24 protein-coding genes and 1 pseudogene are annotated in these 22780 nt (G+C 36.1%); 9 read left to right on the top strand and 16 right to left on the bottom strand.

Annotation, left to right across the window (positions count from 1 at the left end):
* Nucleotides 1-42: 42 nt before the first annotated feature.
* The 5 genes from FQ085_RS13045 to FQ085_RS13025 form a co-directional block, all read right to left on the bottom strand.
* Nucleotides 43-759, bottom strand: a complete 717-nt coding sequence (locus FQ085_RS13045) for a MurR/RpiR family transcriptional regulator (protein ID WP_058385204.1) — start codon at nt 757-759, stop codon at nt 43-45.
* A 255-nt stretch (nt 760-1014) separates the two neighbouring features.
* Nucleotides 1015-2313, bottom strand: coding sequence for an MFS transporter (locus FQ085_RS13040; RefSeq protein ID WP_149456804.1), 1299 nt, complete (start codon nt 2311-2313; stop codon nt 1015-1017).
* 16 nt (nt 2314-2329) lie between these two features.
* A complete protein-coding gene (locus FQ085_RS13035) occupies nt 2330-3763 on the bottom strand; it encodes an FGGY-family carbohydrate kinase (protein ID WP_058385202.1) in 1434 nt (477 codons plus the stop codon).
* Between the two features lie 135 nt (nt 3764-3898).
* The gene (locus tag FQ085_RS13030; RefSeq protein ID WP_058385201.1) at nt 3899-5383 is read right to left on the bottom strand and encodes an FAD-binding oxidoreductase; all 1485 of its coding nucleotides are present in this window, start codon (nt 5381-5383) and stop codon (nt 3899-3901) included.
* A 29-nt stretch (nt 5384-5412) separates the two neighbouring features.
* Complete coding sequence (locus FQ085_RS13025) at nt 5413-6207, bottom strand: SDR family oxidoreductase (protein ID WP_316834440.1); 795 nt, start codon at nt 6205-6207, stop codon at nt 5413-5415.
* 252 nt (nt 6208-6459) lie between these two features.
* Between FQ085_RS13025 and FQ085_RS13020 the strand changes: the two genes are divergently transcribed.
* Nucleotides 6460-6981, top strand: coding sequence for a GNAT family N-acetyltransferase (locus FQ085_RS13020; RefSeq protein WP_149456803.1), 522 nt, complete (start codon nt 6460-6462; stop codon nt 6979-6981).
* Between the two features lie 78 nt (nt 6982-7059).
* Here the strand turns inward: FQ085_RS13020 and FQ085_RS13015 are convergent.
* The 6 genes and pseudogenes from FQ085_RS13015 to FQ085_RS12990 all read right to left on the bottom strand — a co-directional run bounded on the left by FQ085_RS13015 (nt 7060) and on the right by FQ085_RS12990 (nt 13230).
* Nucleotides 7060-7512: pseudogene (locus FQ085_RS13015) on the bottom strand (GNAT family N-acetyltransferase).
* Nucleotides 7513-7551: 39 nt separating this feature from the next.
* The gene (locus FQ085_RS13010; protein WP_149456802.1) at nt 7552-8814 is read right to left on the bottom strand and encodes an MFS transporter; all 1263 of its coding nucleotides are present in this window, start codon (nt 8812-8814) and stop codon (nt 7552-7554) included.
* 265 nt (nt 8815-9079) lie between these two features.
* Nucleotides 9080-9487, bottom strand: coding sequence for an HIT family protein (locus FQ085_RS13005; protein WP_058385197.1), 408 nt, complete (start codon nt 9485-9487; stop codon nt 9080-9082).
* A gap of 392 nt (nt 9488-9879) precedes the next feature.
* Nucleotides 9880-10419, bottom strand: a complete 540-nt coding sequence (locus FQ085_RS13000) for a PadR family transcriptional regulator (protein WP_058385196.1) — start codon at nt 10417-10419, stop codon at nt 9880-9882.
* Nucleotides 10420-10464: 45 nt separating this feature from the next.
* Nucleotides 10465-11658 carry a YhgE/Pip domain-containing protein gene (locus FQ085_RS12995; protein WP_058385195.1) on the bottom strand — a complete coding sequence of 398 codons (1194 nt, stop codon included), beginning with the start codon at nt 11656-11658 and terminating at the stop codon, nt 10465-10467.
* 186 nt (nt 11659-11844) lie between these two features.
* Entirely contained in the window at nt 11845-13230 is a 1386-nt protein-coding gene (locus tag FQ085_RS12990) for a M1 family metallopeptidase (protein WP_237150140.1), read from the bottom strand.
* A gap of 320 nt (nt 13231-13550) precedes the next feature.
* On the opposite strand from FQ085_RS12990, the gene FQ085_RS12985 reads away from it, so the two are divergent.
* The 3 genes from FQ085_RS12985 to FQ085_RS18470 all read left to right on the top strand — a co-directional run bounded on the left by FQ085_RS12985 (nt 13551) and on the right by FQ085_RS18470 (nt 14466).
* Nucleotides 13551-13757, top strand: coding sequence for a helix-turn-helix transcriptional regulator (locus FQ085_RS12985; protein WP_058385193.1), 207 nt, complete (start codon nt 13551-13553; stop codon nt 13755-13757).
* Nucleotides 13754-14017, top strand: a complete 264-nt coding sequence (locus FQ085_RS12980; protein ID WP_058385192.1) for a hypothetical protein — start codon at nt 13754-13756, stop codon at nt 14015-14017. Before FQ085_RS12985 ends, FQ085_RS12980 begins: the two co-directional genes overlap by 4 nt.
* 83 nt (nt 14018-14100) lie before the next feature.
* The gene (locus FQ085_RS18470) at nt 14101-14466 is read left to right on the top strand and encodes a DUF3169 family protein (protein ID WP_082707563.1); all 366 of its coding nucleotides are present in this window, start codon (nt 14101-14103) and stop codon (nt 14464-14466) included.
* 33 nt (nt 14467-14499) lie between these two features.
* Here FQ085_RS18470 and FQ085_RS12970 read toward each other — a convergent pair whose 3' ends face one another.
* From FQ085_RS12970 to FQ085_RS12950, 5 genes are all read right to left on the bottom strand, one after another.
* Nucleotides 14500-14715: a hypothetical protein gene (locus FQ085_RS12970; RefSeq protein WP_058385191.1), complete on the bottom strand. Its 216-nt coding sequence runs from the start codon at nt 14713-14715 to the stop codon at nt 14500-14502.
* A gap of 295 nt (nt 14716-15010) precedes the next feature.
* Nucleotides 15011-15949, bottom strand: coding sequence for a metal ABC transporter substrate-binding protein (locus FQ085_RS12965; protein WP_149456801.1), 939 nt, complete (start codon nt 15947-15949; stop codon nt 15011-15013).
* 26 nt (nt 15950-15975) lie between these two features.
* Nucleotides 15976-16833 (bottom strand): metal ABC transporter permease, encoded by an 858-nt coding sequence (locus FQ085_RS12960; protein WP_071154592.1) that lies wholly within the window; start codon nt 16831-16833, stop codon nt 15976-15978.
* Between the two features lie 2 nt (nt 16834-16835).
* Nucleotides 16836-17576, bottom strand: a complete 741-nt coding sequence (locus FQ085_RS12955) for a metal ABC transporter ATP-binding protein (protein ID WP_058385188.1) — start codon at nt 17574-17576, stop codon at nt 16836-16838.
* Between the two features lie 300 nt (nt 17577-17876).
* On the bottom strand, nt 17877-18425 hold the full coding sequence (locus FQ085_RS12950; protein WP_262499796.1) for a CGNR zinc finger domain-containing protein: 549 nt from the start codon (nt 18423-18425) through the stop codon (nt 17877-17879).
* 126 nt (nt 18426-18551) lie between these two features.
* Between FQ085_RS12950 and trxA the strand changes: the two genes are divergently transcribed.
* The 5 genes from trxA (at nt 18552) to FQ085_RS12925 (ending at nt 22604) form a co-directional block, all read left to right on the top strand.
* Complete coding sequence (gene trxA, locus FQ085_RS12945; RefSeq protein WP_149456799.1) at nt 18552-18869, top strand: thioredoxin; 318 nt, start codon at nt 18552-18554, stop codon at nt 18867-18869.
* Nucleotides 18870-18969: 100 nt separating this feature from the next.
* Nucleotides 18970-19617 (top strand): peroxiredoxin-like family protein, encoded by a 648-nt coding sequence (locus tag FQ085_RS12940; RefSeq protein WP_149456798.1) that lies wholly within the window; start codon nt 18970-18972, stop codon nt 19615-19617.
* Between the two features lie 516 nt (nt 19618-20133).
* The gene (locus FQ085_RS12935) at nt 20134-21096 is read left to right on the top strand and encodes a LacI family DNA-binding transcriptional regulator (RefSeq protein WP_149456797.1); all 963 of its coding nucleotides are present in this window, start codon (nt 20134-20136) and stop codon (nt 21094-21096) included.
* Between the two features lie 255 nt (nt 21097-21351).
* Nucleotides 21352-21792, top strand: a complete 441-nt coding sequence (locus tag FQ085_RS12930) for a MarR family winged helix-turn-helix transcriptional regulator (protein ID WP_058385182.1) — start codon at nt 21352-21354, stop codon at nt 21790-21792.
* Between the two features lie 11 nt (nt 21793-21803).
* Nucleotides 21804-22604, top strand: coding sequence for an SDR family NAD(P)-dependent oxidoreductase (locus tag FQ085_RS12925; protein ID WP_058385181.1), 801 nt, complete (start codon nt 21804-21806; stop codon nt 22602-22604).
* Nucleotides 22605-22780: the final 176 nt, after the last annotated feature.

Raw genomic sequence — 22780 nt, 5'->3', positions numbered from 1 at the left:
TTTTCTAAACATATTAGTCGTATTTGAGTTTATTTTTTTAACCTACAGTTGTGCCCTCTTTTTTAATCTAGTAATTACTTCCTCTATAAATATAAAAAACACTGTTCTAGTTTTTTCGAACGCTAATAATTCATCACTTTGAGTATATTTTGTTAAAAAAATTATGTAATCTACCGCAGAATCCTTTACATCAATATGTTCCTCTAATACCAACATCGTTTCGGCATCTTTTTTCTTCATTTCTACAAACAAGTTTTCAAAAGATGCAAATGTTCCTGTTACTGATAATACTATTAATAATGTCTCTTTATCAGCTAATCGTATAGCATATTCCTCATTTTGAGTAACAAACACATTTTTGTCTGTTACAGTAGAAAGTTTGTATGAAAAATACTCTCCACTTATGTAGGAAGGACCTAAACCGTATATAATTATTTTATTAAAATTTTCAAATACCGCTGTAAATTCATCCACAATTTTTGGATCATAATCCACTAAAAAGGATATCAGTCGCTCAATTTCACTGGATTTTTTTTTAACTTTCATTTCTTCTTGTTGGCCACTAAAGTATAATTTATACTGTTTAAAATTATCAAAGCCTAATTTACGAACCATCTTTGAAACTTTCGAAGGTGAAACTCCGCATAGTTCAGCTGACTCTACTATTTTTAATTTGCTATTTTTAGAAGCTTCTTCCGATAACAAACGATGTATTTTCTTTTCTAAATCAGTCAAGTCGCTCGTATGTAATTTCAACATTTCATATCACCCATTTCCAGATACTTCACTACATAGAAGCTAAAGGTAGCACTAGTTATTAACTAAAGCTTTTATAACTAAGGATACCTTATTTCAATTAATAATAAACTGAATTCCTCGATATTCTTATATTATGTATTCAAACAGAACATTGGATATTACTTTTAACCCCTAATTTTGCTAAAGATAAATAAAAACAATGAGAATTGGCTTGAAGCCAACTCTCATCGTATTCTGAATATCCATTTTATTATTTCAAGAACTTACTTCCTTTATTTGTGCAGCTAATCTCGTTTTCCTAACATTCCTGCTAAAGAGGATTGTGAACGCAATTGCCATAATACCAGCGCTTGCACTGAATATGAAATACGCATTATACCCACCAGTATCCCCATAACTACTCATTAAACCGCTGACAATGAGTGGTAATACAATATCAGGTAAATACCCAATAAACGAGATCAACCCAATTGATAATCCTAAGACTTCCTCTTCTACGTCACAATCACCTAGAAGTGACCAATACAGTCCACGTATCGAATATACTGACAAGCCGATTAAAAGAACTAAGATATTAAAATAGACCTGTGGTATTCCTGTAGGAAGCAGTGCTATTACGAATAAAACAATAACAGCCATTAATAACGAAATTATTAGAATTAAACTTTTACCGAATTTATCTCCGAGAAATCCGCCTAATACTCCACCAATAGGACGCATCCACAACATCATCACCGTTATCGTTCCTGCCGCTGCAGCTGTAATACCAATATTAGTTTGTAAAAATCCGCCCACATAATAAACTGTCCATGCGACAATATAGGACGTAAAGATAATCCCCCCGAGTAGCAATACAGATTTATTTGTAAACACCTTTTTAAAAGCGTTTAAATTCACCGTCGATTTTTCTCTGGTTTTCTTTTCTTCTTTTCTTTTTTCTAAACCAGGATCATCCACTTGCACAAATATCATTATTAAAATAGAAACTAAAATTAAGACACCAGAATACATATAAATAACAGAAACTAATGCATCTGTTTTACTTGACAACGCATCGCTGTTTCCCAGTACTACCGAAAATATATAAACTGCAATACTAGCAAGTACGGCCTCAATTACACCCTTACCCCCGTCTAATATCCCAAAAAATCTACCTTCCTCTTCTTTTTTAGAAATTAATTTAACTAATTTAAGATGGGCTGACCAAAATGTCAATACGGAGAAAATACCCCAAATGATAAATATTATAATAATGTACGGATAACTTGGAACTTGCGCAAACCATATACCTGCTAATCCTACAGCTAGTAGAGATATAGACAATAATTTTTTTGCCGAAAATCTATCCGCAATCCATCCACTAGGGAAATAACCAACAACATACGCAACTCCTAATGCCGATAAAATAATGTTTAAATCGGATAAGCTGATGCCATATACCTCTAAAATTGTTTCTTGATAATTGGTTCTTAAATAGATTAATGGAAATATAGATCCTCCCGCTAATACAATGAGTGCAAATTGGAAGTATCTTTTCAAATTACTAGATCCCACAAAAATCCCTCTCTTCTTATTGAAATATAGGATAAGTTAATTTTAGAATTTCATCTGTATGCATTCTGACATTCTTGACAACTTTTTCATTTACCTCAGAATAAAACGCATGATTCTTAGATTCAGGAACGAAGAGTGCATCTGTTTTAACCATATGATCGATTGCATCTTGGAAATTTTGATAAATCTTTAGATTTACACAAACACTTATTGCTGCTCCTAAACTAGAACTACTGCTCCCTTTACGTCTATGTGTTGGTAGGCCAAACACATCTGATATTATTTTCATCAACACATCACTTTTCGCCCCCCCACCAGTAACAATAATTTCTTTTATATTGGCATTCGTCTCGTTTAACATATCTTCAGTATTGTTTTTAATGTTATAAGCAATTGCCTCTAATATAGATCGGTAAATATGATATCTGGTATGCCTTTGGTCAAAGCCGATCATGATGCCTTTTCTATATGGAATCGTAGGGCTGGCTAACCAATCTAAAATTGTAATTAACCCTTCGGAGCCTAGAGGTATTTCTTCAGCTTTCAAATTTAAAAAATCTTCTTCTGAAATATCTAAGTTTGAAGCGTTTGTTTCTAATTCTTCGCCAATCAGTTTCTTAAACCAACTAACAGTCCACATTCCACGTCGAATGCCATTCGATTCATACGTATACTTAAAGGGCATGGCCGCTAAAGTAGGGAAGAAATTGGAAGCGTTCTCAAAGTTCTCATCTTTTAATAACATGGATGAAATATATGTGCCAAGCGATACCATCAACGTATGATCATCTTTTATCCCTGCACCTAGTACTTCAACAGCTTTATCATTCGATGTTGCAACAACTGGAATCTCTTCCTTAAAGCCAAATTTTTCAACAATGTCACTTCTCAATTGACCAAGAGTTTCTCCAGGTTTCACCAAATTAAATAACATGTCTCTTTTTAACCCTTCAGCTGCAATTACGCGATCATCTGTTGACCAATCTAAAGTTTCACGATTTAAAGGCCAATTCACCTCATAGTTTCCAGCTGTATCATTGTATTCTCCCGTTAATTTAAATCCTAAATACCCTGAAGTGGTCGTAACATACTTCACTTGGTCATTTTCATGTTGATAGGGTTTTGACAACCTCTGATCCATCCAACTTAGAACAGGGTATGCAAGTGATCCATCCTCTTTTAGCAAGACTCTGCAACTTCTAATAGTGCATAATCCAATTCCTTCGATTGCCTTTCTATCTCCAGTGAAACTATTTAAACAATTTTCTATAGCCACACTCACACTATCCCACAAATCATCATCTGGATGAACCACGATACCAGGTTCAGGTGTTAAATATTCCTTTAATGCGCATGAACCAATTGACACCTCATTACCATGTAGATCAAAAAGTACTACTTTTGTGCTTTGTGACCCATTATCAATTCCCATAATGTATCTGTCATTCATAATACTAGTCCTACCTTTCTATTCATTATCATAACGATAAAAATCCCCTTGTTAGAATGATAATTTACTACAATACCTTCTAATCAAGGAGACTTTTATCAACCACTTTTTAAAAATTTACCTAGTAAAAGTTAATTATTCTTTAGATCTAATATATTTCTTAATTTCATTTTCTTGCGGAAAGATAGTGCCATGATTCATAATCCCGTTCGGATCAAATGCTTCTTTCAATTTTTCTAACATATAGTAGGCTGAGCCATGTTCTTGTTTCGTCCATTCAGAACGGTATTTACCAATACCATGATGGTGGCACATAGACCCACCCATTTTCAAAGTTTCTTCAATAATAATTTCGTGAATTGGATGATGATAAGTCAACATTTCATCTTTCGGTTCACAGTTAATCGTGTAATTATATACAAAATACATATTCGTTCCATTTAAATAACTATGTGAAGAATGACCACCTAACATTGTTAAATCTTCAACTCTGTTAAATTCCTCTTTTATTCTGTGCATAACGTTATTATAAATTTTGATAACATTTTCCCAATCCGCTGATATTTCTGTTGTAAATCCGTCATGAGCATTATTACGAATCATATCTTGAATTTCTTCATCGATACGACTTTGTTCCCAATTCAAGTTATTGAACCAATTTTCAATATGTGAAGCATCCACTTTTTCAATAATACCTGACTTGTATTTTTCAACGGCTTCAACAATGCCTTCGTTTGTTGCCTTTACAATTCCAGCAGGTCCTTCAGTCATAAAAATCAAAACGCATTTATTTTTATAAAAATGTCTGAAATGTTGCCTAGCATCTTCTTCAGAATAAAGTCTAGCTACAGATGGTCTATACCCATTAACCATAACTTCTCTCAAAATCTTTAAACCTGATTCCATATCTTCTACAAGATATCCGTGGAATGTATTGTTTTCTGGATAAAATTTGAATATCTTCACAGTTACTTCAGTGATATAACATAAAGACCCTTCGTTGCCAATGGCAATATGGCGAATATCTGGACCACCCGAACGTCTCGGTACATTCTTGATATTTGAAATATGACCATCTGGAAATACACATTCCAGTCCAACAACCATGTCCTCAATTGCACCATATAATGTTGAAAATTGTCCTATGCTCCGTGTTGCTACTAACCCGCCCATTTGCGCGACTGGTTTGGATTGTGGAGAATGGCCAGTTGTATAACCCAATTTACGCAATTTATCCTCTAAATCTTGTAATTTCACACCAGATTCTGTAGTTGCTTGCATATTATAAGTGTCTATTTTAAGAATTTTATTCATTTTAGATCCATCTATGACTATCGTTTTTTCTTTCCAGTTTTCTAAGCCGCCTTCTGTAGCGGTTTTACCACTTCGCGGAATGACGTTGATTTGGTTCTCGTTACAATAGCTGAGTAAAGCTTTTACCTCCTCTTTTGTATATGGATAAACAATTGCGAGTGGCAATGGCACTTCTAATACATTTTTTGTTTTTGCGTATTTTTTATATCTATCTGCAGATGCATCGTATAATTCAGCTTGATCCGTAATAATCTGCTCTTGAGCTACAATTGATTTTAGTTCTTCTACGTTTTTTTGAACACTCATCTTAATATCAATCTCCTTTTAATTTATATTTATCTAACTAGATACCCACCATCTACTGTTACTAGTGTTCCATTAACATAATTAGATGAATCTGAGGCCAAATAAACAATCGTGCCCATCAAATCAACAATATTGCCCCATCTGTTAGCAGGAATATGATCTAAAATGCGTTGATTTGATTCAGGATTCGATCTAGTTTCTTTTGTCACATCCGTTGCAAAGTACCCTGGCGCTATTCCATTTACTTGAATATTAAATTGTGCTAATTCGTCACAATAAGCTTTTGTAAAACCAGCTAAGCCATGTTTTGTTGCAGCGTATGCTGGAGACCACTGTCCACCTAAGAAAGAAAATAAAGAACAAGTATTAATTATTTTCCCGCTTTTCCTTGGAATCATATGCTTGGCCACTTCACTGGCCAACTCAAACGGTGCAGTCAAATTAACAGAAACCATTTTATCCCATTGTATACGCGTAAATTTTGTAACGTCTGGCTCGTTTATGCCTATACCAGCATTGTTCATCAAAATATCAATCTGGCCGAATGTCTGCAAACATTCTTCAACCAATTTTTTACAGACACCATCTTTTGTAATATCTGCGATTGATAAATGATAGTTTACCCCTTCTGCTTCAACTAAATTTTTGGTTACATCATTATCTTCGGCCATACTTACAACAAAAACATCTGCTCCTGCCTTAGCCAATGCCAATGCAAAACCTTGTCCTAAACCAGAATTCCCTCCTGTTACCATTGCTACTTTCCCCGCTAAATTGAAAAAGTTCATATTAAAATCTGTAATCTTATCTTTGAGTACCTCCACTTAAATTCCACCTTTCAGATATTTCTGTATTTATTATTATCTTAATCTTAAATATATTTAAAATCAAGAAAAATATTAGTTATTTTCCTTTTTTATTTATTTCATTAGTTTTAAAGAGAAATTTTCCTATTAATATTTAAAATTATACTTTACTTTTAAAGTTGCCACTATGCTATTATTTAAAAATATAGAACTTATACATGAAAGCCAATTCCAATAAATTAATCATTAAATCACAAAAGGAGTGAGCACATGCATATACGCAAAGCAGAACAAAAGGATGCATCCGCTATTGCAAAAGTCCACGTGGACAGCTGGAGAACCACATACAAAGAAATTATGTCAAGTGATTTCCTTAACGGCCTTTCTTATGAAAAACGGATAGAGCTGTGGGAAGAAAACCTCTTAGAAAAAGAAAATCACAAAATTGTTGCAGAAACTAGCGACGGCATCATCGTTGGATTTGGTACGGCTGCAAAGAGAAAAAGCAATACTGTGGAAAGATCTGGCGATTTGACTTCCATTTACTTATTTGAAGACTATCAAGGTCAAGGCATTGGAAAAATGTTATTGAAAGACCTTTTCTTGTTTTTCAAACACCTGGATTACGAAAGAGTTTTTGTTGAAGTATTAGAAGACAATAAAACACGATTTTTCTATGAATATTATGGTGCCAAGCTAATCGATACTGTTCAACTCAAAATTGGTGGAACGGTTCTGAACGAATTGATTTATGAATGGGAGAACATAGATCAGGTATTAGAGAAACTTTGAGCCGAGACGAGTCAAGAATTGGGGTTGTATAGGAAAAGACCGGAAGCATCGGCTTCCGGTCTTTTCCTCGTTCTGATGCTATTGCTTCGTTAATTCCCAATAGATTCTATCACTCGTGTTTTTTGTTTTTTTCATTCCTACTTTTTCTAATATGCGTATAGAACCAATATTGTCTATGTCTGTTTCTGCGATTACGGTTTTTACAGTCATCGTACTAAAAGCTCAATCTATAAGACCTCGTACTGCCTCAGTTCCATAACCCATACGCCAAAAAGTTTCTAGAAATCCATAACCGATTTCCACTTCTTGTTTAGCGTTCGGCTTGCCTTTGAAACCTGCATCTCCAAGAATCACGTCATCGGATTTTCGTAAAACCAGCCAGCTTCCCCATCCATATAAAGTTGAATCGTTTGTTAGCGCTTCTATATGATCGGCAATTTGAGGGCCATTTCTATAATTTTGAGCAGCTATCATTATTGCCGAATGGCTATCACTCGGTATCATTTTTAGTCGTTTTGTTTCTATTTGCATCTTTTATTTCTCCTTTTATTTACTGATTCTTAAAATTTATTACTTAATTACTGATGCTTTTTGCTGACTAGTCTGACTTTCTCGAGACTCATTTCCCTCCTCAGCGTACCAATCTGAATATTTCGGAGTTAACACCGCGATTGTGAACAATACAGCAGTTATCAGCATAAGGATTGCGAGAGAGCCGATTGTCAGCTTTAGCGAAACAACATCTGCGAGTAAACCAATTACTAAGATGAAAAAAAGTTGCAAAATACTTTGGATGAGTCCAAAGATGCTCGTCACTCTGCCCATCACAGATACTGGCACATTATTTTGATAGAATGTCGTAATTCCGGCGTTCAAGAACACATTAAAGAAACCGAGGATAATAAAGCCGACAGTAACGGATGCAAAAGACCAGGAGAACGCATAAATAAGATAACCGGTTGTCATCATCAACATGCCAATAATCATCATTACCCGAATCGAAACTTTATTGGCAAATAAGGAAAGCAATAATGCGCCACTCACTGAACCGATGCCCGTAATGCTAATTAACAAGCTGTATTCGATTTCAGAAAGACCAATTACTTGTTGAGTGAAAACAACCTCCTGAACATCCATCGCAAATGAAAATAGCATAACTACGAGAAACCCTAGATAAATTGCAGAAACGTACTTTCTGCTACCAATAAAATCAACAACGACAGTGAAATCTTTGGCTACTTGTGAAAAAGTCAAAGCAGGAATCTTTTCGTGTTTGACTTTTTCTGTGTCCGGTAAAAGACTCAACAAAACGGCAGCAACCAAAAAGAATCCAGCATTTAACCATAAAGTCACCGAAATATTAGTTAGTAGTATAAGTGTCCCTCCTAAAGCCGGTCCAATAATAAAAGCGCTAGAAGAGGTAAACGAACGCAGTGAATTAAACCGTTTTCGCTTTTGCTGAGGAACAAGCATTGTGACATAGGTCATGGAGGCTGGTCCAAAAAATGATTTGGCAACGCTTAACAGAACAAGAATCGCGTATATCGCAAAAAGGCTTGGTGCAAAAGGAATTATGGCGATAAAAGTCGCTCTTAACACCATCGTCACCAACACGATTTTTCGCTTACTTCGGTAATCTATAAAACTGCCCGTCCAAAACTTTGTCAAGATATTGGTTAAAGGACTGACCATCCATAAACCCGCTACAGCAGCTGCAGAACCCGTCATCTGATAAACAATGATATTGATAGCAACTAGGTAGAGGAAATCTCCAATATTGGCAATACCTAAAGATCCTAGTAGGATCGCGGGAATCTTCCATTGTTTTAAAATCTGCTTCCCCTCCAGAAACTTCGATGCTATTGATGCATCTTGTCGTATCAGCTCATATGGATCATTTTATATTGAATTAAAAGTGGTGTATCTATATAATTGTCTTTGTTTGCGGAAGAGTAAGAGTTGTTTGCGTAATTCTCTCGTTTGTTTGCGGTGTCACTTTGTTTGGTTGCAGAAAATCACGCTTTTTGCAGCACTCAAAATTACAGTCTGCGTGGCTTGAGATGATCACTCCACAGCATCCCCTTTTATAACTCAACCTTTAATTATCCCTAACTCTTCTATTTTCTGGTTGTTTCAACCAATGGCGTAACCCTTTGCCTGCAAGTGGTTCGTCGTTAAACCGAGGGATTACGTGAAGATGACTGTGCTTGATCGACTGATTTGATGCCTCCCCTACGTTCCAGCCAAGGGTGTAACCATCTGGAGAAAGTTCACTTTCCATGTAATCTTTGGCTTGTTGGAGAAGTTCGTATGTGTCACCCCACTCTTCTTTTGTTAAATCAAACGTATTGGTACGATGCTGCTTTGGAACAATTACACCACTGCCTTGTAGTACCTCTTGTTGCTCTGTATGCTGCAGATAATAACAACTGTTATTTTCAAAGATGATTTTTTGATTAAAATCGATACTCGGATTGCAAAACGGACATTCTGCGTCATGAGACATGGTAATTCCCCTTTCAAATTCTTCTTACCTTCCTTCTGAGTTGTTATTCCCAGCAATTGAAATCTTTTTTTAATACGAGTGTGACAACGCTGATTAAAGCTAGTCTTTTCTCTTGTTTGAAGTCTAAATTCACGGTAACTCCAACCGCTTTATGGAAGTATTCGCGTTTATTTTCGGAAATTAGCAACTTGTTTGCGCAATTTCACACGTTATTTGCAGAATCTAAAATTTCTTCCCTAGACAATCGGAGAACACAAAATCTCCTCTCGACTTAAGGTTATATTCTCCATTTATTCAAATAATCCCTTCATTTATCGTCTCAAAAAATTTCTCTTCAAAGCAATAAAAAAAGAAGGAACTTTGAAAAAGTTCCTTCCCTTTAACTAAATCAATCACAGCACACCTTGCTTGATTTTATTAATTAATTCTTCTAGCCATTGAACATTATGGTCAGTTCTTGCCGTAATGTATCCTCTAACAAAGTTTCGTAATTCCTTATCTTCTTCAGTTACTTGGACTTTTCCTTCCATCCCGCTCAATTGATTCCAGCGTTCCTTGATTTCGTTCACGTTATTTTCCAATATGTCGACGACTTTTTTCTTATCCACATATTGCAAACCAATTAAGCCCACTATCATATCTTTGACGATATCCGTGTTTTCAAATAGTTTGTAAATAAGTTTGGGTAACTCTTCACGTCCTTTAGCCGTAATCGCAAACACTTGTTTATCTGGACGATGTTCTTCTTTGATAATTTCAACGATTTCAATTAATCCTTTTTTGGCTAAAGTTTCAAAATGATAATACAATTTACTTTCGGTCAATCCACCCAATTGATCCAGTGGGATAGGCTCTGACAACTGCTTTTTCAATTTATAAGGATAGCTGTTTTCTTTCATCAAATTACTTAAAATAAAGACTTGAATCGACATGTTAAAACTCCTTCAAGATAGATCGTATTCCAATTGTACCAGAAATTACACAGAAACCTCAGATGGGTTGAGCCGTTTATTGGTTTTCTTATCCGCATTGTTGTTTTCTAGTTCAACTGGCTTATGGAGAAATGCGACGATACAAATGTTGATGAGCATAGCTACTCCACCAACAGCCACCATCGACCATATAAATGGAGCCGTGCTAATATGCCCGTATAGATTCGCAGTATATGCTTGTACCGAATAATACATAGGCGAAATATAACTCATCCATTCGTAGGGCAAGTACATCATTTCGCGGGGCATAATTGCACCGTTTGATAATGTTTGAAAAAATAAAATTGGCAAGTTTAGCATCATGCCTCCTTCACCGATTAAGAAAATGACGATTGCGGCAAAGTTAAAACACACCATATAGTTTAAAATTTGCTGACCCGCGAGCTCAAAAAACAAATTACCACTTGGTCCATTGATCAAATACGTTACTCCTAAAGCAACTACCGTCGAAAGAACGGCTATGATTAGAGCAGTCAGTTGAACATAACTGAATAATCGTGTCTTGCTTGCTTTTGTTCGATTTTCTCTATATGCACCAACTAGTTGCATGGCGCCTATCATTGCACCTACATAACACGCCATTGATAAGAACATGGGCAGCATACCATTATTCATACCATCTGGCACTTTGTTGATTGCTACAATGTTCCCTGCATAAGCTGCTTCAATCTTTTCAGCTAACGCTGCAGCTTGATCTTCTGGGACATTACTTTTCATTAACACAGTTTGAGCTGTTTGCTGTGAGAATTGTGTACTCAATTGGTTATTAATTTCCGCTACAACTGAATTCATCGCAGAAGAAACTGATTGTGCGCCAGCTTCATTGATTGTAAAGTCAATCGTTGAAGTTATTTCTCCTGTTTGGAGATTTTCAGAAAATTTTTCTGGAATGTGCACAACTAACGCGACTTTGTTGTGTTCTAACTCCTCTAAAGCCTGTTGATTTGTTAGATTGGTTTCGATTTTTTTAAATGGTAGGTTTTCTGTTAACTGATCTGCAATTCCTACACCATAATCGCCATTGTCGTCATTAATAATGGCGATTGGTAACTTATCAATATTTGCAGGAATGGCTGAATAGCCTGGCAGGAAGATGCCTAGCATCGCAATGGCGTAAAATATCCCCATAACAATAGCGCCGGTTGCGCCTTTTGTTTTTAAAAACTGTACAAATTTCATTTAACTTATCCTACTCTCTATCAAAATAACTTCAAACAAACCACTTTAATAAAAGCACTTTTTTATAACTACTTTGTATCATAATTCTATTTCGAATGAAAGTCAATGGCTATGTTATATAAACCTACAAATAGAAAAATAGGAGCTGCTGTAAATCCAGCTGCTCCTATTTCTTCTTTAACTATTTTATTTCAACCAATTATTTAAAAATTCACTTTGATCACCTTCAAAATATTCTTCAAAAAATGTTTTAAATTGTTGGGTGTTTACTTGTTTGAATTGAAACTCCGCATAATAAGCCGATAGAAATTCAAGTGCACTTTCTCTTCCACCGTTCTCATCAAAATATTCTTTTAGCACCATTGGAACTTTGCCATAGATCGTAGAATAATACGTCTCATTACCAAACTTAGAGAGTGGTAAATTGACATATTTTTCTGGCCGGTAATACTGCTCTGCTGAAGAGGCACCCCAAAATCCAAATTCATCATCATCGTAACGATCGCTGATGAATAACGAGCTACTAAATTCTGTTACGCCTTCATCTAACCAGGATTCATAATAGGGATCATTGGTAACAAGGTAATAAAACCATTGATGCGCAATTTCATGCACTAAAACTGACTCCTGAGATTGCTGATCTGCCGCCACTTCAATAATGTTTGGGTATTCCATGTAGCCATCGTTTCCAATAATATCGAGTTCATCAAAAGGATTATCGCCTATTTTTTCTTCAAAATATTCATAAGCGTCAACTGCAAGTGAAGAAGTTTCTTCTAGCATATTTTGTGACGCCGGTGTAAATACACGAAGCGTCGTGTCGTTAGCTTGTACAGTTTCTGCTTGCCATTCATCAGGATTCATAATAGCCATATAAAAATCTTTAATGTTTTCACCTGTTACCGTCCCTTTTGATGTAGGTTGGATTTCTCCATCATTTGCGGAAGTTGCAACTAAATAGTTCTTCGGTAAAGCATAGTTTACTGTAAAGTCGCCATAATCCGTGTTGTAAGATTCGCCGTTTGAATTGTAATCTTCGATGTTCCAACCATCTTGGTACTGCCCGAGCATCGGATACCAATGCGCTAAGTAAAAATTATCGTCTACTTGAGACAAGCGCATACCGCCTTTAGGTAAAGTCATCGAATAGTCGACTGTTACGTTTACTAAATCGTCCGTATCTAAAGCTTTTTCTAGCTCGACCATTAACTCGTTGTTATCAAGTGTATACGCAGCTTCTTTACCATTAACCACAACCGAAGAAATCGCAATAACCGCTTCGTCACCTTCATAAACGTTTGTTTCATCAGAATTCATCGCATTGGGTATTAAATAAAAGCCGATATCTGACCACGATTCAGCCGAATCATTTGTAACATCAATTGAAGCCTCAATGTGAAAGTCGTCTTTAGGACTCAACTTCACTTTTAAGTTATAAACTGCATTAGTAGTATCCTCATAAGGCTCAGTTATCACCATATTGTCATCTTCACGAAGAGCAATGGCCATGATTCCCCCAATAATTACGATGCCTATAAGTAAGGCTATACCCCATCCTTTTAACTTCATCATACATCTCTCATCTCTACTATTTTAATGGATAGCTAGTCAACCAGTTTAAGCTGCTAAAATAAGATTTAGTGCCATCTAATAGAACATGCAAAATGTCTTATTTGGAATTGGATTTAACTCGAGAGAACCAGAAAATCCTTTCACGTCCTAGGCTAATTTGATTGTACCTTATTTCAAGAAGATAGGTGATATAGAATTTCTTTGTTTTCCTTTAATCATTCTTACCAAAAAAATTTCAAAGACTCGTTATTCTTTCTGACTAACATACTTGTCATTTCTGAAACATATCGTTTGCACTTTAGCTTTAAAGAGGTGTAGACATGAAAACAAGATTAAAAGAGTTAAGCACGAATTTAGGGATAAACCAAACAGAATTGGCAAAATGCACAAAGACTTCGCGCCAAACCGTCAGTTTGATCGAAGGCGAAGAATTTATGCCTTCATGGCTCGTTGCAACGAAAATTGCGCGTATTTTTGATAAACCGGTTCAAGAAATCTTTCAATTCGATGAGGAGGAATTAGCATGAGGAAACTGTTTAAAACAAGTGGTCAATTGATTATTGGCGCATTAGTTGGATTTTTCGGAATGCCAGTTTTGCTGGAAGCCGATTTTCGTATTGATTTGTCTGGCTATGCATTTATTGGCAATACCATTCTTCTAACACTCGCAGCACTACTGACTTTGTTTCACTATATCGTTATTTCAGCATTTTGTCTCTTACCAATCAAAATTTTACTGGAGATGAAGAAGATGCTGCGTAAGGACGTGTGTACAGACAGTATTTAGATGCCCGTCTTTGTTCTAAGCTTGCCACGTTAATCGGTTTAGCATCTTTAAGTGCAACTGCTATAACTGCTCAAGCTTTTTAGATGCTTGTGACAGGTATCGCTTTAGTGTTTACGAGCGCTTCACTGTCTTTCATACTCCCTGGTCTTACACAGAAAATGTATTCAGAGCGTCAACCTCCCTCAATTAACGACAAAAATTACACTAAAAAATCACTAAAAATTTCCGCTGATGGAGAAAAACATGTCATGCTCGGTGGTTTATACAAAACCTACCTTACAATGCATTCTCTTTTAGTCAGAGCGATAATCCTGCTGTTATTTTATTCGATTGTCTCAGATTCATCACAACTTTTCAGTATTTTTACGATTGTCATTATCTTACACTTACCAACACACAGTATCAAATTCACGTTCGGAACAACTAAATTCTCTATTAAAAAACACTGATTTCTGTTTAAAGAAATCAGTGTTTTTAATTCATTATTCGCCACGTGGCGCTTTTGGTGGTTGGCACACGTCACATTTACGTTGGTTTTTTGTATTGAATTTCGTAAATGTTTTTTCAAAGTTATTGCCACATGCGCATTTGAACAGTAGCTTTTGAGAAAATCCGTGGTATTCAGTCGACAGTAATTTACTGTCCGAATTTTTCTCGACAAATGCTTTAATTTCTTTAAAGGTCCATCGTTTGTTCATTTTGTTACACCTCCATATTCTATCGGTAAGCGGAGGCTTTTTGGCATCCGTTCAATTACGAGCAAAAAGCTTAGCTGCCTTAAGTTCTTTAGTATAACACGAGCTGCTCACTATTTATAAAAAATGTAGTTGTAAGCTTAGGTTTCTTATGAACCGCAAGATTTTTACGGTTCACTTGTTATCGCTATCTTGACGAAATACCTCCATATTTCCATGCTATTAACCATGTGTTACCTTCTTAAAAAAAGCCGACGTTTGTCGGCTTTTTGGATACTTGTAAATCGCTTCTCACAAATCAGTCGATCAATCCTGATAAAATTGTATCAATATTCCACTGCATCATTTTGATATACGTATCGCCATCTTCTCCTGGCTTACCAATTGAATCCGTAAAGACTTTTCCTTTAATGTCCATACCGGTTTCTCTTGCAACTGTTTCCATGCTGCGGGCATCAATACTTGTTTCTAAAAACAATCCTTGAATTTGTTGATCATTTATTTTGTCTACAACTTGTGTAATTTGTGACGGTGTCCCTTGGTTTTCTTGATTGATCTCCCAAATATATTCTGCTTGGAAATCATAGGCTTTACTAAAATATTTAAACGCTCCTTCACTTGTTACAAAAACGCGTTTTTCTTTTGGAATTTTGCTGTATTGATCAAGAGCTTCCTGGTGAAGTACTTCCAATTGACTAGTGTATTCTTCTGCGTTTTTTTTGTATTCTTCTGCGTTCTCTGGATCTACTTCAATCAATGCATCTCTTGCATTTTCTGCATATTTAATCCCATTTTGCAGGTCTAACCATGCGTGAGGATCTTCTTCCCCTTCTTTTCCTTCAGTTGTTAAAAACATAGGTTCAACACCTTTACTCATCTTATAAACAGGTGCTGATTCGCCACTTTTATCAGCGGTATCCATTAATTTTTCGAACCATGAATTGCCAGCTTCTAAATTTAAGCCATTGTAGAAAACCACATCAGCATCTGTTGCTTTTTGCGCATCTAATGGCAACGTTTCGTATTCATGAGGGTTAGAGCCAATCGGTGCTAAGCTGTGTAATTCGATTTTGTCACCGCCTACATTTTTAACAATGTCGTAAAGGATGGAGTACGTCGTTACGACCTGTAACTTATCATGACTGGTTTTTTCATCACTGTTGTCATTGTTTGAACATCCAGCTAAAATAAACAGCAAAACGATACTTATCATAAAAAACTTAGTACTTTTACCCATAAACATTCTCCTTTTTCTTTACAAGTTCAATTAGCTAGTTGTCTTTTTTTCATTGTGCTTATTTTCCGCCATAAAATTCCTTGTTTTGGTGAAAAAAGAAAAGCTACGATGAAAAGAGCTGTCGCGGCAAGCACTATCGTTGCACCTGAGGCCAAATTGTAAGTAAAACTGAAATACAAACCAATTACAGCTGCACTTGCTCCTATTGAAGCCGATAAGAAAATCATTGTCGATAAACGATCGGTCAGGAGATAAGCTGTTGCTGCAGGTGTAATCAGCATGGCAACTACAAGGATAATACCCACGGTCTGAAGTGAAGCAACTGTAACCATCGTCAGTAAGGTCATTAAAAAGTAATGAATCAGTCTCACTGGTAGTCCGTATACTTGTGCCATTGTTTCGTCAAAAGACGTAACAAGAAGTTCTTTGTAAAAAACAAAAACAGAAACCAGTACAACCAACCCTGTACCTAACGTAATCCACATATCTGAAGGCCGTACAGCCAATACGTTACCAAATAAGATATGGTACAAATCTGTACTGCTTTCAAGCACCGTTATGAGAATAACACCTAGTGCAAATGCTGCAGAAAATACTATGCCGATTGACGTATCTTGTTTGATTCGGCTATTTTGACTAACAAAACCGATACCAATCGCTGTTAATACGCCTGTAAACACGGCACCGAAGAAAAAGCTGATGCCAAGTGCGTAAGAGATTGCCACTCCCGGTAAAACAGCATGTGAAATAGCATCTCCCATAAGCGCCATTCCTCTTAAGATGATAAAACAACCGATGACTCCGCAAATGACACCGACCATAATCGATGTAAGCAATGCTTTTTGCAAAAAGTCATATTCAATCAGTCCTTCAATAAAAGCCATAATTAGTTCACCCCAACTTCAAATAGAAAAGATAATTCACTTTCATACGCTTTGCGCATAACTTCTGGACGCAATACTTGCTGTGGGTTACCAAATTGAATGACTTGTTTGTTCAATAACAACAACTCATCAAAGTATTCATTTGCCTTACTTAAATCGTGGTGAACGACTACTACTGTTTTGCCTTGATCGCGTAAGTCTTTCAAGAGTTTAACGATCATTTCTTCACTAGAGACATCAATTCCGACAAATGGCTCGTCTAAAAAGAAAATGTCTGCTTTTTGCGCAAGTGCTCTGGCAAGAAAGACACGCTGTTGCTGCCCACCGGATAATTCGCCTATTTGACGATTAGAAAACTCTTCCATCCCCACTTTTTTCAGGCATTCATAAGCCCATTCTTTGTCTTTTTTCTTTGGACGCTTGAATATGCCCAAATTCGGATAAGTGCCAATCAACACAGTATCAAGAACATGAATTGGAAAATCCCAGTCATACTGATTTCTTTGAGGTACATATGCGATTCGCTTGCGATTTTCCTTTAATGTCTCTCCAAATATTTCAATACTACCTTGATCAATGGAGACAAGATTTAATAATGCTTTTAATAGCGTTGATTTACCCGCGCCGTTAGGACCAATAATTCCTAAGACTTTTCCTTGTTCAAGCGTCAAATCAATTGCATCAATTGCTGGTCTGCCAAAATAAGAGACCTGGATATTTTGCACTTTAATTGCAGGAACCATTTTACTTCCCCTCCGCCATTTATTTTCCGTTGTGAAATATTTTTCCTACAGGAAACTTTTTCTTTATCTTATACTTTTTGAGTAGGATTGTAAATAGGAAAAGCTTGTGTATGTCTATATTTTCAATGTAGTGAAAGTATAGAGTGTTAAGCATAGTCGTCAGAAAAAATGAATGAAGGAAGCTATTTGCTCTTTGTCTCTTTCATTTCAAACTGCATAGAACGCAAAAATTGGTAGAGAAAAATCAAACCTTTTCTCTACCAATCTTATTTTAGAAACTTATGACGCAGTCTATGAAAATCATTCTTTGATTTTTTTCGAGTAATGTCTCCTTGCTTTTTCTCGATTCCCACAAATTTCCATCGAACACCATTTACGTTTTCCACTTATGTCTACAAAAAAAGCATAGCAAAGCGAACTCTCGCATTTCTTTATTTTTTCGAAAACTCCGCTTTGTAATGCCAGCAGCATGTCATACGACAAGAGCGCTAACAATCCTTCTGTTCCGCCTTTACTCGGAATAGGCTCACATACTTTGTTGAAATACAAAGGAACTTTTGTTGTGTGTGCTACCAAAGAGTCCAAAGAACTTTTGTCTCTTTGATCAGTGGAGAAATAATTTCTCCACTGATCGCGAAAAACTTTCAGCTCTTTAGCTTCAACTGGCGAGCTTTTAAGTTTTTCTACTTGCTGCAGATTTAGTACTTCCTGACTTCCCAAAAATGCTAGCCAGTCATCTATGCCTCTTTTTTCTTCAAGAAAGTCTATCGCTGTAATTTTTTTGATATTGATCGTATTTAAAAAATTAATGAAAAGATACTGACTCACGAAAGAATATTTTGTTTCCATATTGTTCTCCATTCTGAACACTCCTTAAAACTGATTGATTGACTTACATACTATCATACCGTAAAGTTTAATTCTAACCACAAGAAGTTAATTAAATGGTTATAAAACAAGAAGAGGAGAGATACTATGTCGATTAAAGATGTTACGGATTCAACATTTGTTCAAGCAACTGAAAAAGGGTTTGTCATTGCCGAACTCGGCGCAGCTTGGTGTGCACCCTGTAAGATGATCGCTCCTGCATTAGAAGAAATTAATGAGGACCAACATAACCAAATAAGCGTCGTTCAATTAGATGTTGATAACAATCAAGAAACAGCACAAAAATATGGCGTTATGAGCATTCCGACACTTCTTTTCTTTAAAGATGGAGAATTGATGGAGAAATCAGTTGGCTTCCAGCCAAAAGAAGAAATTCTTTCAATCGCCCAAAAACACATTTCTTAATAAGAACGTTTTTGCTATCATTCTATTCACTGTTGATATGCACTTATACCGGCGTTTATCCTAGCAATCCAACTAGTTAACTGAAAGGAAGATGTAATTTATGACAACGATGACACAAGAAATTAATGAATATATTGAGAAATTTAAAGCCAACAAGCCAAAAGAAGTTCAAGTAAAAATGCAACATGCGATTGAAGAATTAGAAGCATCGAACGAAGGAAAAGGATTAAGAACAGGCGAACAAGCACCAAACTTTAACTTACCTAATGCCGCAGGCGAAACGGTTGAACTATACGAGCAGCTAAAAAAAGGTCCTGTCGTGTTAACGTTTTATCGCGGGAATTGGTGTCCGTATTGCAACATGGAACTACGCGCTTACCAGCAGATTATTGGAGAAATTCACGACCAAGGCGCTGAACTAATTGCCATTAGCCCGCAAACACCAGACCAGTCCATGTCTATTCAAGAAAAGCACAATTTAGAGTACTTGGTAGTAAGCGATGAAGGCAATAACGTAGCAAACCAATTTAATTTGGTTTACCAATTGCCAGAATACCTGGTTGAGCTTTATAAAGCTATCGGTCTAGATGTAGCTAAACACAACGGAGACGATACCTGGACACTTCCTGTATCTGCAACTTACATCATTCAGACAGATGGTACAATCGCTTATGAATACACAAAATCAGATTATAAAGACCGTGTTGAACCTTCAGATGTACTACAAGAATTAAAAAAAATTAACTAACCTAACAATAGAAAGAGCAATCCAAACATCAGTACTGATGTTTGGATTGCTCTTTTAATTTTGAAGTTTTTTTGATGAATGAGCCACTCTTGATATAAAAATAGGTAACTTTCTGTAAAAAGCATTCACAGTTATAATCAGCTTAACAGAACTGAAAGCCAAAATACGTCTAACGAGGTTATACTGAAATGACTAATTAATTTTCATCACTCACTTAGAAAAAACTTATTTCTTTTATATTTTAGGAGTATTAGTCGACTCGTCATAAACAATAAACAAAAATCCATAATGATCCCTATTATCACCTACAGCATTTAATGTTGTTCGCCTTTTTTTCGTGTATTCAGAAATAGGAAATGATGCAAAAATAACAACAAACATACACATCATACATAAACTTGCCAGCCCTATTAATATGGACATTTTAATACCTCCCTCCCCTGTTTCGTTAAGCATAGCGTATGAAACGGGTTTCAGAGCAAGCACAGAAATTAACTTTAAATAGGAGTGATCAACGTGGCAAATATTAAAGAACTCGCTCAAATGGCAGGAGTTTCAGTAGCGACAGTCTCCCGCGTATTAAACAATCATCCGTATGTTAGTGAAAACAAACGGAATGCAGTCGAACAGGCTATGAAAGCATCCAATTATCAACGAAACTTAAATGCTGTACATTTAAGTAAAGGCAAAACCATGCTAATTGGTGTGATTGTCCCTTTTGTAAATCACCCCTATTTTGGTTTATTGGTTGAAGGAATAGCCAACGAAGCGGTTAAAAATAATTATAAATTAGTTCTTTTTCAAACAAATTACGAAGAAACAAGAGAAATCGAAGCGTTGGAAATGCTGAAGCATAAGCAAATCGATGCGTTAATCATTTGTTCTAGAAATTCTCCATTTAGCGTGGTAGATGACTATACTAAATACGGTCCCATTACCCTGTGTGAAGATAGCAGAGAAAAAAACATGTCTTCTACTTTCGTTGATCATTACAAAAGCTTTTCTCAAGCACTGAATTATTTGCATAGCAAAGGGCATAAAAAAATTGGTTACTGTTTAGCGCGGAATTCAGGGTCTAATAGTAGATATAGAGAAAGAGCTTATGAAGATTTTCTCAAAAAAATAAATGAGCCGTTTGTTCCCGACTATGTATTTTATGATTGCTTATACTTTGAAGATGGACAAACCGTAATACAGCGACTGATTGGTATGCACAGTCCTCCTACAGCTTTGATCGTTACTAACGATCAAGTAGCTGCTGGAATATTGGTTTGTTGCATGGAAGAGGACATATCGGTACCAGATCAATTGGCCATTCTAAGTTTTGACAATCAGCCCATTGCACAAGTCATGAACATAACCACTCTTGAAATCCCATTAGTAGAAATAGGAAAAAATCTATTGCTGCAAGCTATTAATCATCGACAAATTCATCATGATGAGCTTTTTGTAAAAATGATTGAACGAAAAACCGTTTAATGGAAGAAGAATCAAAGTCTTGACGCACACTCTAGTCATCCTTAGCATAGCCACAAAGTTAACAATTTATAATTATTTGTACTATCTACTCAAAATCGCAATCTAATTACTTTAATATTAAATACTTTAGTGTTAAAGTATTTTTTGTGAGTAATCCCTCTTATGAGCTAAAAATTCAATCTATACACATAACGATACGTGTTTTCTGTGTATCTTTTTTTCAAACAGAAAATTAGAATTGGAGCGTGAAACGAATTGGAGACAGAAAATTTATTTAAACTTATCCACACAGTAGAAGCGATCACGAACAGAGCAATCGTTGATTGGAATGATATTTTCCCTCATAATATAGGTGTTTCTCCTATATTGGTTTTAAGCGAATTAGAACGGAACGGTCCGCAAAACCAAATGAAACTAGCAGATTTACTTGGCTTTACTGGTGGTGCCATGACAAATATTGCATCCAAACTTGTGAAACTTGAACTGGCCATTCGGACATTTAATGACAGTGATCGTCGACAAGTTTTACTGAAAGTTACACCAAAAGGATCTTCATTGCTTCAAGAAGCGCAAAGGTTAGGGAAACAACAGCACATCGAAATGTTCCAAGTATTGGATGAAGACGAGATTGCTCAATACTTATCTATTAACGAAAAATTATTAAAAAGTTTGAAAACCAAAAAAAGTAATCGATAGGAGCGTTAACTATGAAACGAGTTCACGGAAAAGTAGCATTAATAACAGGAGGAGCTTCTGGCATCGGTCTTTCAACAGCTAGTCTTTTAGCAAAAGAAGGGGCAAAAGTAGTCATTGCTGATTTTAATACAGCTGGCGCAAAGGAGGCTGCCGCTAAAATTAACGAAGAAGGTGGAGAGGCTTCGAGTATCTTTTTAGATGCATCGAAAGAAGATTCCATCAAAGAAGCCGTTGACTTTACAGTAAAACAGTACGGAACAATTACCGTATTATTTAATAATGTCGGTTTGACAAATCTTCAAAAAGATTTAGATGTCGTCAACATTGACTTGGATGAATGGGACCGACTTATGAATGTAAACTTGAAAAGCGTGCTGTTAGGTGCTCGATTCGCCATTCCCCACATGATTAAAGCTGGAGGCGGCTCGATTATCAATACCGCTTCCATGTCCGGATTTACAGGAGATGTTATTCGTTCTGCTTATGGTGCTTCAAAAGCAGCTGTTGTCAATTTAACGAAATACACAGCTGCACAATACGGCAAAGACAATATTCGATGCAACGCGATTGCTCCAGGACTAATTTTGACACCTGCTGCAAAAAATAACTTAACTCCTGAAGTATTATCTATTTTCGAAAAATACAATGCCCTTCCTTACCATGGCGAAGCAGACGATATCGGTTATACAGCTCTTTTCCTTGCCTCTGATGAATCTAAATTTATTACAGGACAAACAATCCAAGTCGAAGGCGGACATTATATCGCAAATCCAACTGTGCCTGACTTTAAAGCTTTCTCAGAACAAGCTTAAGAGAATAACTTGTTAGAAACAGATACATAAAAACTCTTCTATGCTGTTGTAGGAATTTCCTACATACTACATGGAAGAGTTTTTGTATGACAGTCATTATTGGCCGGTTAAAATCATGACTGTCTATTGACTTTAACACCACTTGATTTGAAAAAAAGGACTATGACAAATGAATA

The organism is Planococcus sp. ANT_H30 (assembly GCF_008369335.1).
GTDB lineage: Bacteria > Bacillota > Bacilli > Bacillales_A > Planococcaceae > Planococcus > Planococcus kocurii.
This window is presented reverse-complemented; position numbering and strand designations above follow the sequence as displayed.